Source organism: Pseudomonas sp. HTZ2 (assembly GCF_033173945.1).
Taxonomy (GTDB): Bacteria; Pseudomonadota; Gammaproteobacteria; order Pseudomonadales; family Pseudomonadaceae; genus Aquipseudomonas; species Aquipseudomonas guariconensis.
The window spans coordinates 3,481,533-3,494,739 of sequence record NZ_CP137332.1; the positions used below are offsets into that span (position 1 = coordinate 3,481,533).

General features: G+C 62.9%; 12 protein-coding genes. 7 read left to right on the top strand and 5 right to left on the bottom strand.

The window, feature by feature from the left end; translation table 11 throughout:
- Window positions 1–81: 81 nt before the first annotated feature.
- A complete protein-coding gene (locus tag R6G97_RS16130; RefSeq protein ID WP_090345148.1) occupies window positions 82–1,302 on the bottom strand; it encodes an MFS transporter in 1,221 nt (406 codons plus the stop codon).
- Window positions 1,303–1,643: 341 nt separating this feature from the next.
- On the opposite strand from R6G97_RS16130, the gene R6G97_RS16135 reads away from it, so the two are divergent.
- The 3 genes from R6G97_RS16135 to R6G97_RS16145 are packed head-to-tail and all read left to right on the top strand — an operon-like array spanning window position 1,644 to window position 4,243.
- Window positions 1,644–3,080 (top strand): cytochrome ubiquinol oxidase subunit I, encoded by a 1,437-nt coding sequence (locus R6G97_RS16135; protein ID WP_090345150.1) that lies wholly within the window; start codon window positions 1,644–1,646, stop codon window positions 3,078–3,080.
- Window positions 3,081–3,083: 3 nt separating this feature from the next.
- Complete coding sequence (gene cydB, locus R6G97_RS16140) at window positions 3,084–4,091, top strand: cytochrome d ubiquinol oxidase subunit II (RefSeq protein WP_043208417.1); 1,008 nt, start codon at window positions 3,084–3,086, stop codon at window positions 4,089–4,091.
- Between the two features lie 11 nt (window positions 4,092–4,102).
- Entirely contained in the window at window positions 4,103–4,243 is a 141-nt protein-coding gene (locus R6G97_RS16145; protein ID WP_043208419.1) for a DUF2474 domain-containing protein, read from the top strand.
- Between the two features lie 31 nt (window positions 4,244–4,274).
- Here R6G97_RS16145 and R6G97_RS16150 read toward each other — a convergent pair whose 3' ends face one another.
- On the bottom strand, window positions 4,275–5,399 hold the full coding sequence (locus R6G97_RS16150) for a methyltransferase (protein ID WP_317847227.1): 1,125 nt from the start codon (window positions 5,397–5,399) through the stop codon (window positions 4,275–4,277).
- Between the two features lie 169 nt (window positions 5,400–5,568).
- On the opposite strand from R6G97_RS16150, the gene R6G97_RS16155 reads away from it, so the two are divergent.
- Window positions 5,569–6,345, top strand: coding sequence for a ferredoxin--NADP reductase (locus R6G97_RS16155; RefSeq protein WP_317847228.1), 777 nt, complete (start codon window positions 5,569–5,571; stop codon window positions 6,343–6,345).
- Window positions 6,346–6,454: 109 nt separating this feature from the next.
- Here the strand turns inward: R6G97_RS16155 and mscL are convergent, their stop codons facing one another.
- On the bottom strand, window positions 6,455–6,865 hold the full coding sequence (gene mscL, locus R6G97_RS16160; RefSeq protein WP_070576828.1) for a large-conductance mechanosensitive channel protein MscL: 411 nt from the start codon (window positions 6,863–6,865) through the stop codon (window positions 6,455–6,457).
- Window positions 6,866–7,040: 175 nt separating this feature from the next.
- Between mscL and radA the strand changes: the two genes are divergently transcribed.
- Window positions 7,041–8,408 carry a DNA repair protein RadA gene (gene radA / locus R6G97_RS16165; protein WP_043208425.1) on the top strand — a complete coding sequence of 456 codons (1,368 nt, stop codon included), beginning with the start codon at window positions 7,041–7,043 and terminating at the stop codon, window positions 8,406–8,408.
- A 122-nt stretch (window positions 8,409–8,530) separates the two neighbouring features.
- On the opposite strand, the gene R6G97_RS16170 is transcribed toward radA, so the two are convergent.
- Both R6G97_RS16170 and R6G97_RS16175 read right to left on the bottom strand, forming a co-directional pair.
- A complete protein-coding gene (locus R6G97_RS16170; protein WP_043208427.1) occupies window positions 8,531–10,048 on the bottom strand; it encodes a nucleobase:cation symporter-2 family protein in 1,518 nt (505 codons plus the stop codon).
- A gap of 261 nt (window positions 10,049–10,309) precedes the next feature.
- Window positions 10,310–10,675: a PilZ domain-containing protein gene (locus R6G97_RS16175; protein ID WP_317847230.1), complete on the bottom strand. Its 366-nt coding sequence runs from the start codon at window positions 10,673–10,675 to the stop codon at window positions 10,310–10,312.
- A 169-nt stretch (window positions 10,676–10,844) separates the two neighbouring features.
- Here R6G97_RS16175 and R6G97_RS16180 point away from each other — a divergent pair, with 169 nt between their 5' ends.
- On the top strand, window positions 10,845–12,911 hold the full coding sequence (locus tag R6G97_RS16180; protein WP_043208433.1) for a carbon starvation CstA family protein: 2,067 nt from the start codon (window positions 10,845–10,847) through the stop codon (window positions 12,909–12,911).
- 18 nt (window positions 12,912–12,929) lie between these two features.
- On the top strand, window positions 12,930–13,127 hold the full coding sequence (locus R6G97_RS16185; protein ID WP_008094130.1) for a YbdD/YjiX family protein: 198 nt from the start codon (window positions 12,930–12,932) through the stop codon (window positions 13,125–13,127).
- Window positions 13,128–13,207 lie beyond the last annotated feature (80 nt).

Here is a 13,207-nt window from a genome sequence, read left to right on the forward strand (position 1 = left end):
TCCTACAGAGGGCCTGCAGGGCCTTGAGACAGAAGCCGACGCAACCCGTGTGGGAGCGGGTTTACCCACGAATGGACCGTATCACTCACCGTGCAGCCTGTCGCGCTTGGCCAAGGTCGGGAACAGCTTCATCCAGGTGCCGGTCACCACCAGCGTGCCCACGCCACCGAGCACCACCGCCGGCACGGTACCGAACCAGTGGGCCGTCACGCCGGACTCGAACTCGCCGAGCTGGTTCGAGGCGCCAATGAACAGGCCGTTCACCGCGCTGACCCGGCCGCGCATCTCGTCCGGCGTCTCCAACTGCACGAAGGCGCCACGGATGACCATGCTGATCATGTCCGCCGCACCCAGTACCACCAGCACCGCGAGGGAGAACCAGAACGAGGTCGACAGGCCGAAGGCGATGGTGGCCACGCCGAACACGCCCACGGCGGTGAACATCGTCAGACCCACCTTGCGCTCCACCGGGAAGCGCGCCAGCCACAGTGACATCAGCAGCGCCCCCACCGCCGGCGCCGAGCGCAGCAGGCCCAGGCCCCAGGCGCCGGTGAGCAGGATGTCCTTGGCGAACACCGGCAGCAGGGCCGTGGCACCACCAAGCAGCACGGCGAACAGGTCCAGGGAGATCGCTCCGAAGATGTCCGGGCGGCTACGGATGAAGCGGATCCCAGCCAACAGGGACTCCAGGCTGGCGCGCCCACGTTGGGCCACTTGCTGGCGGGCATCGAGGCTCAAGGTCAGCAGGCAGGCGATGACGTAGAGCGCCACGGTCGGTCCGTACACCCAGATGCTGCCGAAGGCATAGAGAAAACCACCCACGGCCGGAGCGACGATGGTCGCCGCCTGGGTTGCCGATGCCGATGCTGCCACGGCCCGCGGGAACAGCCCTGGCGGTACGACATTGGGCAGCAGGGCCTGGGTGGCCGGCATTTCGAAGGAGCGGGTGGCACCGAGCAGGAAGGCCAGCACGAAGATCAGCTCACGGCTGACGTTGTCGGTGGCGCTGCCCACGGCCAGGGCCAATGCGATCAGCGCCTGCAGGCTTTGGCACAGGGCGGCGACACGGCGCCGGTCATAGCGGTCGGCGACGTGGCCGGTATGCAGCATGAACAGCACCCGCGGGGCGAATTCCACCAGGCCGACCAAGCCCAAGTCCAGCACATTGCCGGTCAACTGGTAGAGGTGCCAGCCAATAGCCACGGTGAGCATCTGAAAGCCGCTGGCGGTGAACACACGGGCCAGCCAGAACGCCAAAAAGGGGCGATGCTGGCGGAGCAGAAGCGGGGTGGGGTCGGACATCGGTGAGCCTTGGCCTCGGTACGTGGAGGCGCTGCAGGGTATCACCTGTTTGTAACAAATGGTTGCTGTTTGCCGGGGCAGACAGCTTTTTCACACCCCTTCAAGACGGTGGGACAACCGGTCACGCGGCAATCAACCGCACGGCTCGCCTGTGTATTCGGGTCTATGCTTCCCAACAATCGTTGATTTGGGTCAATCGTTCCAAATGCAACGATCCGGCCATCGGCCGCAATCCCTGCGATCGAACAGAACAATTCCAAGACAGCGCACTCGATAACCGTGGGGGCAGTGGGCGTCAGGGCCACGAGCCCGGACGCCGGATTACCTGAAGAGGAAGCACTATGTTCGGTTTAGAGGCCTTGGAGCTCGCCCGAATCCAGTTTGCGTTTACCGTGTCCTTTCACATCCTGTTCCCGGCCATCACCATTGGCCTGGCGAGCTACCTGGCGGTTCTGGAGGGCCTTTGGCTCAGGACCGGCAACAACACCTACCGCGACCTTTACCACTTCTGGTCCAAGATCTTTGCCGTCAACTTCGGCATGGGCGTGGTCTCAGGCCTGGTCATGGCGTATCAGTTCGGCACCAACTGGAGCCGCTTCTCCGACTTCGCCGGCTCCATCACCGGCCCTCTGCTGACCTACGAAGTGCTCACTGCCTTCTTCCTCGAGGCGGGCTTCTTGGGTGTCATGCTGTTTGGCTGGAACCGTGTCGGCCGTGGCCTGCACTTTTTCTCCACGGTCATGGTGGCGCTCGGGACCCTGGTCTCGACCTTCTGGATCCTGGCGTCCAACAGCTGGATGCAGACGCCACAGGGCCACGAGATCATCGATGGCCGGGTGGTCCCGGTGGACTGGCTGGCGGTGATCTTCAACCCGTCCTTCCCCTTCCGCCTGATGCACATGGCCACTGCCGCGTTCGTCTCCACGGCCTTCTTCGTCGGTGCCTCGGCTGCCTGGCACCTGCTGCGCGGGCGTGACAATCCGGCTGTACGCAAGATGCTGTCGATGGCCATGTGGATGGCGCTGATCGTTGCGCCGATCCAGGCGGTGATCGGTGACTTCCATGGCTTGAATACCCTCAAGCATCAGCCGGTGAAGATCGCCGCCATCGAGGGTCACTGGGAGAACAAGCCTGGCGAGCCGACACCGTTGATCCTGTTCGGCATCCCGGACATGAAGGCCGAGACCACCCACTTCAAGATCGAGATCCCGGCACTGGGCAGCCTGATCCTCACCCATAGTCTGGACAAGCAAGTCCCGGCGATGAAGGAGTTCCCGCCCGAAGACCGCCCCAATTCGACCATCGTGTTCTGGTCGTTCCGGATCATGGTCGGCCTGGGCCTTCTGATGATCGCCGTCGGTTTCTGGAGCCTGTGGCTGCGCAAGCGCGGCACGCTGTACAGCTCGCGTCCCTTCCTGCACATGGTGTTGTGGATGGGGCCTTCGGGTCTGATCGCCTTGCTGGCGGGCTGGTTCACCACTGAAATCGGCCGCCAACCCTGGGTGGTCTACGGCCTGATGCGCACCGCCGATGGGGTTTCCAACCACAGCTACGGCCAGTTGGGCCTGACGCTGGTGATCTTCGTGGTTGTCTACTTCGCGTTGTTCGGCACCGGCCTGGGCTACATGATGCGTCTGGTGCGCAAAGGGCCGAAGACTGGCGAGGGTGACGAGCACAATCCTGGCGGGCCTGGCCAGAAACGTACGCCGGCGCGGCCGCTGTCCGCCGCCGATGAAGGCCATCCGGCCGATTCCGCCAGTCTGAGCAAGGGGAACTGAGCCATGGGTATCGACCTTCCGTTGATCTGGGCCGTGATCATCATCTTCGGCGTGATGATGTATGTAGTGATGGACGGCTTCGACCTGGGGATCGGCATGCTCTTCCCCTTCGTCAAGGCAGAGCGTGACCGGGATGTGATGATGAACACCGTTGCCCCCGTGTGGGACGGCAACGAGACCTGGCTGGTGCTGGGTGGGGCGGGGCTGTTCGGTGCCTTCCCGATGGCCTACTCGGTGGTGCTCGAAGCGCTGTACCTGCCGTTGATCCTGATGCTGGTTGGGTTGATCTTCCGGGGCGTGGCGTTCGAGTTCCGCTTCAAGGCCACGGCGCACAAGCGTCATCTTTGGGACAAGGCGTTCATCTGGGGCTCGCTGGTGGCGACCTTCTTCCAGGGCGTGGCCCTGGGCGCTTTCATCGAAGGCTTCAAGGTGGTCGATCGTCACTATGCGGGCGGGGCCTTCGACTGGTTGACCCCATTCAGTCTGTTCTCTGGGCTGGGGCTGATCGTCGCCTATAGCTTGCTCGGCTGCACCTGGCTGATCATGAAGACCGAAGGACCATTGCAAGAGCAGATGCACACGCTGGGCAAGCCCCTGGCGCTGGTGTTGCTCGCGGTGATCGGCATCGTCAGCCTGTGGACACCGCTGGCTTACCCGCAGATCGCCGACCGCTGGTTCAGCATGCCCAACCTGATTTGGTTCATGCCGGTGCCGATCCTGGTGTTGGTGACCTTCTACGGCCTGTTGCGGGCGGTGGCGCGCAATGCGCATTACACCCCGTTCCTGCTGACCTTGGTGCTGATCTTCCTGGGTTACAGCGGCCTTGGCATCAGCTTGTGGCCGAACATCATCCCGCCGTCGATTTCCATCTGGGATGCCGCGGCACCACCGCAAAGCCAGGGCTTCATGTTGGTGGGGACGCTGTTCATCCTGCCATTCATCCTGGGCTACACCTTCTGGAGCTACTACGTGTTCCGCGGCAAGGTGACCCATGACCAGGGCTATCACTAGGAGGTCGGGCAATGATGGCTGAACAGAAGAAGCCCTTGTGGCAACGCCTGGGCTGGCTGGTGCTGATCTGGGCGGGCAGCGTGGCCGCCCTCGGTGTGGTGGCCTGGCTGATGCGGATGTTCATGAGTGCGGCTGGATTGAGTACCCACTGAACCCTGGGGCCGCAAGGCGGCCCCAATCAGGTTACTTGCGTGCTTTGAGGATCACGAACTTGGGGGTCGCCGCCACTTGCTCCACCCCTCTGAACAACCGCCCCAGCTTGCTGTGATAGCCCAGGTGGCGGTTGCCGACGATGTACAGCGCCCCTCCTACCACCAACGCTTCACGGGCCTGCTGGAACATGCGCCAGGCTAGAAAGTCCCCGACCACCTGTTGCTGATGGAACGGCGGGTTGCACAGCACCACGTCCAGCGACTGTTTTTCCTGCCCCGCCAGACCGTCGGCGGCGCGGATTTCCGCGTCCCGCCCACCCAGCGCCGCCTGCCAACTCTCACGGGCAGACTGCACAGCCATGTACGACTCGTCCACCAGCGTGTAATGGGCCTCGGGATTGGCCAGGGCACTGGCGATCGCCAGCACGCCATTGCCGCAGCCAAGGTCCGCGACCCGCGCCTGCCCCAGGTTGCGCGGCAGGTGTGGAAGGAAGGCGCGCGTGCCGATGTCCAGCCCTTCGCGGCAGAACACATTGGCGTGGTTGATCAGCTCCAGGGCCGGCGCATCCAGGCGATAACGGGTGGGATATGGTGAGCGGGCGAGCGGGCGCTCGGCAACGGTGGCGGTCAGCAGCCGGGCTTTTTTCTGGGCCAGCGATGCCTGGACCGGGCCGATGTACTTTTCCATCAGGTCACCTGCCGCTCGCGGCAGGTGCTTGATCATGGCGCCCGCGATCACCTCCGCGCCGGGGGCCAGGTGGCCTTGCAGGCGGATCAGTTGCTCCTCGAGCAGGGCCAGGGTCTTGGGTACCCGCACCAGGACCCGGTCGAACATGCCTTGCCAGGCCTCGCTGGCAGGAATGAAGGGCACACTGTCGAAGGGCTTGCCGTTGCGCACCAGGTTCTTCTCCAGCGCCAGGCGGCCCAGGTGGGAATCGCCGCTGCTGACTACCGGCAAACGGCCTGCCAGGCTGGCGGCCAGCGCGCCGAAGCTGTCGTTGAGCACCAGTACCCGGCAATCGGCGGCAGGCGCCTGGCTGGCCAGGTGCTCCAGCAGGTACTGGTCGGCGGCGTCGAAGGCCTGCAAGGGGTCGTTGGCCTGCTCGGGCTGGCGGATGAGGTCGAGTTCGGCGAAAGGGCTGGTCAGCAGGGGCATGGCGTAGGGCTCGGGTACCAATCTGCTCGACGCAGGCCACGTCGAGCTTCAAAGGCGCGATTCTACAGGGCTTTGTCGTCCGCTTGTACGATGGAGGCCCTACAAACCATCGGTGTTCATCCCTGGCGCTTTGCGCGACACTGGGCGCACCTGCTCGATGGAGTCCGTCATGACCGCCAGCGCCGACAAGTTCACCCGCCAGACCCTGCTTGACGTTCAGCCGCTTACCCCCAGCCTGTTCACGCTGAGGGTCACTCGCGATCCTGGATTTCGCTTCCGCTCCGGGCAGTTCGCCCGACTGGGCGTGACCAAGGCCGACGGCAGCGTGGTGTGGCGGGCGTACTCGATGGTCAGCGCACCTCATGACGAGCATCTGGACTTTTTCTCCATCGTCGTGCCAGGAGGAGAGTTCACCAGCGAGTTGAGCCGTCTGGGGGAGGGCGACGCCTTGTTGATCGACCGCCAGGCCTTCGGTTACCTGACCCTCGACCGCTTCGTTGGCGGTCGCGACCTGTGGTTGCTGGCGACCGGCACTGGTATCGCGCCGTTCATGTCGATCCTGCAAGACTTCGAGGCCTGGGAGCGTTTCGAGCACATCAAGCTGGTGTACTCGGTGCGTGAAGCGAAGGAGCTGGCCTACCTGGATCTGATCGCAGGCCTCGAGCAACGGGAGTATCTTGCCGAGTTCGCGGGCAAGTTGCAGTTCATCCCTGTGGTCACTCGTGAGGCGTACCCCGGGGCGCTGAATGCGCGGATCACCACGCTGATCGAAAACGGTGAGCTGGAAAGGGCGGCGGGCTTGGCGCTGTCGCCGGAGCATTCGCGGATCATGCTGTGCGGCAACCCGCAGATGATCGATGACACGCGCAAGGCTCTGAAAGCACGGGACCTGCAGTTGAGCCTGAGCAAGCGGCCGGGGCAGGTGGCTGTGGAGAATTACTGGTAGTTGGAAGCGTCAAGCTGCAAGGTTCAAGCTGCAAGTGGGTGTGGAATCCACCCTGTTCGCTTGCAGCTTGCAGCTTGCAGCTTGCAGCTTGCAGCTTGCAGCTTGCAGCTTACTGCCGGTTCTGCGCCTTGAGCAGGTCGCGGATCTCGGTCAGCAGGGTTTCCTCGGCGCTCGGCACGGGCGGTGCGCTCGGCGCCGCGGCTTCTTCGCGCTTGAGGCGGTTGATCACCTTGACGCCCATGAAGATGGCGAAGGCAACGATCAGGAAGTCGATCACCGTCTGGATGAACTTGCCATACGCCAGCACTACCGCCGGCACGTCACCTTCGGCCGCCTTGAGGGTGACGGCCAGGTCGCTGAAGTCCACGCCGCCAATCAACAGACCCAGCGGTGGCATGACCACGTCGCCGACGAAGGACGATACGATCTTGCCAAAGGCCGCTCCGATGATGATACCGACTGCCATGTCGACGACATTTCCCTTGACCGCGAAGGCCTTGAATTCACTGAGCATGCCCATGGTTTATTCCTTGTAACAAATGGAGAGGTAATCGCAGTGTAAGCCAGCAATGCGCTTCATGCGTTGCATCGCGATTACAGACTTCGCTTAGAGCGAATAGTTTTGTCGCCTCCCGGCGCATTCGAGACACGTCCGGCTCGGCTATCATGGCGATTTTTTCCAGGAGACTGAGCCCATGGCCAAGGCCAAGCGCTTGTATGGCTGCACCGAGTGCGGCGCAACCTTTCCCAAATGGGCTGGCCAATGCGGCGAATGCGGGGCCTGGAACACACTGGTCGAGACCATGATCGAAAGCGGTGGCGCCGCGGCCCCGGCCGGGCGTACCGGCTGGGCCGGGCAGCAGGCGCAGATCAAGACCCTGGCCGAAGTCAGCGTCGAGGAGATCCCACGCTTCACCACCAGCAGCACCGAGCTTGACCGAGTGCTGGGCGGGGGCCTGGTGGATGGCTCGGTAGTGCTCATCGGCGGCGATCCGGGCATCGGCAAGTCGACCATCCTTCTGCAGACCCTGTGCAACATCGCCACCCGCATGCCGGCCCTGTACGTCACCGGGGAGGAATCCCAGCAGCAGGTAGCCATGCGTTCGCGTCGCCTGGGGTTGCCCCAGGAGCAGCTCAAGGTGATGACCGAGACTTGTATCGAGACGATCATCGCCACCGCACGGGTGGAAAAACCCCGGGTCATGGTCATCGACTCGATCCAGACCATCTTCACCGAACAGTTGCAGTCAGCCCCCGGCGGCGTTGCCCAGGTGCGCGAAAGCACGGCCTTGCTGGTGCGCTATGCCAAGCAAAGCGGTACGGCAATCTTCCTGGTGGGCCATGTCACCAAGGAAGGCTCGCTCGCCGGCCCGAGGGTGCTGGAGCACATGGTCGATACCGTGCTGTATTTCGAGGGCGAGTCCGATGGCCGACTGCGTCTGCTGCGGGCGGTGAAGAACCGCTTCGGCGCGGTCAACGAATTGGGCGTGTTCGGCATGACCGACCGTGGGCTCAAGGAGGTCTCCAACCCGTCGGCGATCTTCCTCAACCGCACCCAGGAGGAAGTCCCGGGCAGCGTGGTGATGGCGACCTGGGAGGGCACCCGGCCGATGCTGGTGGAAGTCCAGGCGCTGGTGGACGACAGCCACCTGGCCAACCCACGGCGGGTCACCCTGGGCCTGGACCAGAACCGCCTGGCCATGTTGCTGGCGGTCCTGCATCGACACGGCGGGATTCCCACCCATGACCAGGACGTGTTCCTCAACGTAGTGGGTGGGGTGAAGGTGCTGGAGACGGCTTCTGACCTGGCGTTGCTCGCGGCAGTGATGTCCAGCCTGCGCAACCGCCCGCTGGCCCATGGGCTGCTGGTGTTCGGCGAGATCGGTCTGTCTGGCGAAGTGCGTCCGGTACCCAGCGGCCAAGAGCGCCTCAAGGAAGCGGCCAAGCATGGCTTCAAGCGCGCCATCGTGCCCAAGGGCAATGCGCCGAAGGAGGCGCCGGCGGGCTTGCAGGTCATTGCCGTGACGCGCCTGGAGCAGGCGCTGGATGCATTGTTCGAGTGACATCGCGGCGGCCCTATCGCGGGTTTACCCGCGAAGAGCACACCGCGACATCGGGCCTGTTCGCAAAGAAAAAGGGGAGCCGACGATGCGCATCGGCTCCCCTCGACCACCTCGGCGGGCGATCAGTGCTCGGCTAACGCTTTGCGCCGGGGCGCCTCGTTGCCATGTTCATCGAGCTCCATCACAGGCACTTCGTTGCCGTCGGCGTCGAACAGCTTACCGTCTTTAAAGTAGTCGCCATCACGCAGGCAGGAGATGTCAGAGTACTGGATGGTGCGTTCGTAAGCGGCGGCGAATACCGACTGCTGGTCCGAGTTGCCGGTCTTGAGGTGGTTGAACAGCAGGTTCAGCAAGATCGCCATGATCGCCGCGGAGCTGATGCCGGAGTGGAAGATGGTTTCGAACCAGCTCGGGAAGTTGTGGTAGAAGGTCGGCGCAGCGATCGGGATCATGCCGAAGCCCAGGGAGGCAGCGACGATGATCAGGTTGACGTTGTTCTTGTAGCTGACTGTCGACAGGGTGCGGATGCCGCTGGCTGCCACGGTGCCGAACAATACGATGCCGGCGCCGCCCAGGACTGGGGTCGGTACCGCAGCGATGATGCGGCCCATGATTGGCAGCAGGCCCAATATCACCAGGATGACGCCACCGGTAGCCACCACATAGCGGCTCTTGACCCCGGTCACGGCTACCAGGCCGACGTTCTGGGCGAAGGCGCTCTGGGTGAAGGAGCCGAAGATCGGCGCCAGGATGCTCGAGGCCATGTCGGCGCGCAGGCCGTTGCCCAGACGCTTGGAGTCGACCTTGGTGTCGATGATCTCACCCACGGCGAGGATGTCTGCCGAGGTTTCCACCAAGGTCACCATGATCACGATGCACATCGACAGGATCGCGGCGATGTGGAAGGTCGGCATGCCGAAGTGGAACGGAGTGGGGAAGGCGAAGATCGGACCTTCGGTGACTTTGCTGAAGTCGGTCATGCCCAGCGACCAGGCGATCAGGGTGCCGATGACCATGGCCAGCAGGATCGACAGGCGCGAGATGGTCGCGCTGCCCAGCTTGCTCAGCACCAGGACGATGGCGAAGGTCAGTGCTGCCAAGCCGATGTTGGCCACGCTGCCGAACTCCGGCGAGGCACTGTTGCCGCCCATGACCCAGCGTGCGGCGACGGGCATCAGGGTCAGGCCGATGGTGGTGATGACGATGCCGGTCACCAGCGGAGGGAAGAACTTGGTGATGCGCGAGAACACCGGCGTGATCAGGAAGCCGATGAACGACGCCGCCATGACCGCACCGAGCACCCCTGGAAGACCGCCGCCGTCCTGGCTGCTGAGAATGGCGCCCATGGTTGCCACGCCGGCGAACGAAACCCCTTGCACCAGCGGTAGCTGACAGCCGAAGAACGGCAGGCCCAGGGTCTGCAGCAAGGTCGCCAGACCGCCTGCGAACAACGATGCGGCGATCAGGATACCGATTTCCGCAGGTGCCAGGCCTGCGGCCTGTCCGAGAATCAGGGGTACGGCAACGATGCCCCCATACATGGTCAATACGTGTTGCAGACCATAAGCCAAGTTGGCACCAAGCCCGAGATTTTCGTCTTCGGGACGTTTGGTGGGAGACGTGCTAGGGGACGTAGTCATGGAGCAGGCTCACTTGTTTATTGTTGTGCCGCTACTGTAGACAATTCTTACAACCAAATACCATATGAATTGTATACAAGATTTTGATCGGAGCACGGACGCAGGTAAACGCCACATGCGCTACAAGTGAATGCAGGTTGTGTTCCAAAGTGTCAGAGGCGGTGCTAGAGGGGTGTGTACATCCTGTCCACCAGCCGACAGAAAGCTGTCTGGGTAGACAGGAAACACATTGAGGCTAGAACGTTAGCAGGCTAAGAGATATCAATATTCGATGAGTTCGCGCAGCTCGCGCATCATTTCGGTGCCGTCGGCCACGTTCAGCTCCACAAGACGGTGCAAATGCGTCATCGAGTCGATATCGATATACAGGCAGACGAAGCCCAGGCGGGTGGGCTCTTCGTGGCGCAGTTCGACCTGCATGCTCACGTGATTTTTCGGGTCGAGGTGGATGATGGCGTCGAAATCCTGGGTCAGGTCCGCATCCCAGGGTTCTGGCCTTTCGATCAACAGGCCCTTCAGCGAGAGATCGAGCAGCTTTGCCGGCCAGCGTTTGAGGCCCTGGCGCAGTTCGGTGGGGGCGTCGAAATCTATGCGCAGGAAACGGCGGCGTTCATCGTGTTCGCTCATGGGGCAGGCCCTCCGGGGGTACTTCCTGACTATAGTTGATTGTGTATGTCCTACCGGTACCTGAATCGGGCCGCAAAGGCTCTAGACCAAAGCAAGTGTGGCAATGCGCGATGACACGCCCTAGACTCGATGGGCGGTCTTTTTCCAATCCACCAGCTGGAAGTAAACCATGAACAACAATAATAGCCTGCTACGCCACATTCCGTGGCTGGCGCTGGCAGTCATAGGAGCCTGCGCGCTGGGTGTGGTCGCCCTGCGTCGCGGCGAGGCGATCAACGCCTTGTGGATCGTGGTCGCGGCAGTGGCCATCTACCTGGTCGCCTATCGCTACTACAGCCTGTTCATCGCCACCAAGGTGATGCAACTCGATCCCCGTCGGGCCACACCGGCGGTGCTCAACAACGATGGCCTGGACTACGTCCCGACCAACAAACACATTCTCTTCGGTCACCACTTCGCGGCCATTGCCGGCGCAGGCCCCTTGGTCGGTCCGGTGCTTGCCGCGCAGATGGGCTACCTGCCCGGCACGCTCTGGCTGATTGCAGGCGTCGTGCTGGCAGGTGCGGTCCAGGACTTCATGATCCTGTTTTTGTCCACTCGCCGTAACGGCCGGTCCCTTGGGGACATGGTCCGTGAGGAAATGGGCCGCATCCCCGGCACCATCGCCCTGTTCGGCTGCTTCCTGATCATGATCATCATCCTTGCGGTGCTGGCGCTGATCGTGGTCAAGGCCCTGGCCGAGAGCCCATGGGGCATGTTCACGGTGATGGCGACCATCCCGATCGCGATGTTCATGGGCGTTTACATGCGCTACATCCGTCCGGGACGCATCGGCGAGATCTCGATCATCGGCGTGGTACTGCTCTTGCTGTCGATCTGGCTGGGGGGCCAGGTGGCGGCCGATCCGGTCTGGGGCCCGGCGTTCACCTTCACCGGCGTGCAGATCACCTGGATGCTGGTCGGTTATGGTTTCGTGGCTGCCGTGCTGCCGGTATGGCTGGTGCTGGCGCCGCGTGACTACCTGTCGACTTTCCTCAAGATCGGCACCATCGTGGGCCTGGCCATCGGTATCCTGATCATCGCGCCGGAACTGAAGATGCCGGCCCTGACCCAGTTCACCGACGGTACCGGCCCTGTCTGGAAGGGCACCCTGTTCCCGTTCCTGTTCATCACCATTGCCTGTGGCGCGGTGTCCGGCTTCCATGCGCTGATCTCTTCGGGGACTACGCCCAAGCTGCTGGACAACGAAGTCAACGCTCGCTACATCGGCTACGGCGGCATGCTGATGGAGTCGTTCGTCGCCATCATGGCCATGGTCGCCGCCTCGGTGATCGAGCCGGGTGTGTACTTCGCCATGAACAGTCCGGCTGCGGTAGTCGGTGCCGACGTTGCATCGGTCGCCCAGACCGTCAGCAGTTGGGGCTTCCTGATCACTCCCGAGCAGCTCGAGGCCACCGCCCGTGACATCGGCGAGCACACTGTCCTGGCCCGTGCCGGTGGTGCGCCGACCCTGGCGGTGGGGATCGCCCAGATCCTGCACCAGGTGTTGCCGGGCGATAACACCATGGCGTTCTGGTACCACTTCGCGATCCTGTTCGAGGCGCTGTTCATCCTCACCGCGGTGGACGCCGGTACCCGTGCCGGTCGCTTCATGCTGCAGGACCTGCTGGGCAGCTTCGTTCCAGCCCTCAAGCGTACCGACTCGTGGGGTGCCAACCTGGTGGGTACCGCAGGCTGCGTGGCCTTGTGGGGCTATCTGCTGTACCAAGGGGTGATCGATCCGCTCGGTGGTATCAACACCTTGTGGCCGCTGTTCGGCATTTCCAACCAGATGCTGGCCGGTATCGCCCTGATGCTCGGCACCGTGGTGCTGATCAAGATGAAGCGCCAGCAGTACGTCTGGGTCACCCTGCTGCCGGCGGCCTGGCTGCTGATCTGCACCACCGCCGCGGGCCTGATCAAGCTGTTCGATCCGAACCCGGCAGTGGGCTTCCTGGCCCTGGCCAACAAGTACAGCGTTGCGCTGGACGCAGGCCAGGTCCTGGCGCCGGCCAAGGACATTGGCCAGATGCAGCACGTGATCTACAACGCCTACACCAACGCGGGCCTGACCGTGTTGTTCCTGGTGGTGGTGTTCAGCGTGCTGATCTTCGCGATCAAGGTCGGCATCGCCGCCCTGGGCCGCAAGGAGCGCAGCGACAAGGAAACTCCGTTCCAGGCCTTGCCTGACGCGTAACCGAAGAGGAATGCAGTGATGTTCAACGACCTGGGGCGACTGGGTAAGTACCTAGGGCAGGCAGCCCGCCTGATGGTCGGCATGCCTGACTACGACAACTATGTCGAGCACATGCAGACCAAGCACCCGGACAAACCGGTGATGAGCTACGAGGCGTTCTTCCGTGAGCGTCAGGAGGCCCGTTACGGTGGCAAGTCCGGCCCCAAGTGCTGTTGACGCAACCCTTGGGAGGTCGGCTCCGGCCTCCCATTGAACATCACGCCCCTCATTGAGTAGCAGAACCTGTGGGAGCGGGT

What these genes read in the sequence shown, in the direction of transcription:
- radA (WP_043208425.1), top strand. Translation starts at nt 7,041, where the DNA reads ATGGCCAAGGCCAAGCGCTTGTATGGCTGCACCGAGTGCGGCGCAACC.
- R6G97_RS16170 (WP_043208427.1), bottom strand. Translation starts at nt 10,048, where the DNA reads ATGACTACGTCCCCTAGCACGTCTCCCACCAAACGTCCCGAAGACGAA.
- cydB (WP_043208417.1), top strand. Translation starts at nt 3,084, where the DNA reads ATGGGTATCGACCTTCCGTTGATCTGGGCCGTGATCATCATCTTCGGC.
- R6G97_RS16130 (WP_090345148.1), bottom strand. Translation starts at nt 1,302, where the DNA reads ATGTCCGACCCCACCCCGCTTCTGCTCCGCCAGCATCGCCCCTTTTTG.
- R6G97_RS16155 (WP_317847228.1), top strand. Translation starts at nt 5,569, where the DNA reads ATGACCGCCAGCGCCGACAAGTTCACCCGCCAGACCCTGCTTGACGTT.
- R6G97_RS16180 (WP_043208433.1), top strand. Translation starts at nt 10,845, where the DNA reads ATGAACAACAATAATAGCCTGCTACGCCACATTCCGTGGCTGGCGCTG.
- R6G97_RS16145 (WP_043208419.1), top strand. Translation starts at nt 4,103, where the DNA reads ATGATGGCTGAACAGAAGAAGCCCTTGTGGCAACGCCTGGGCTGGCTG.
- R6G97_RS16185 (WP_008094130.1), top strand. Translation starts at nt 12,930, where the DNA reads ATGTTCAACGACCTGGGGCGACTGGGTAAGTACCTAGGGCAGGCAGCC.
- R6G97_RS16135 (WP_090345150.1), top strand. Translation starts at nt 1,644, where the DNA reads ATGTTCGGTTTAGAGGCCTTGGAGCTCGCCCGAATCCAGTTTGCGTTT.
- mscL (WP_070576828.1), bottom strand. Translation starts at nt 6,865, where the DNA reads ATGGGCATGCTCAGTGAATTCAAGGCCTTCGCGGTCAAGGGAAATGTC.
- R6G97_RS16150 (WP_317847227.1), bottom strand. Translation starts at nt 5,399, where the DNA reads ATGCCCCTGCTGACCAGCCCTTTCGCCGAACTCGACCTCATCCGCCAG.
- R6G97_RS16175 (WP_317847230.1), bottom strand. Translation starts at nt 10,675, where the DNA reads ATGAGCGAACACGATGAACGCCGCCGTTTCCTGCGCATAGATTTCGAC.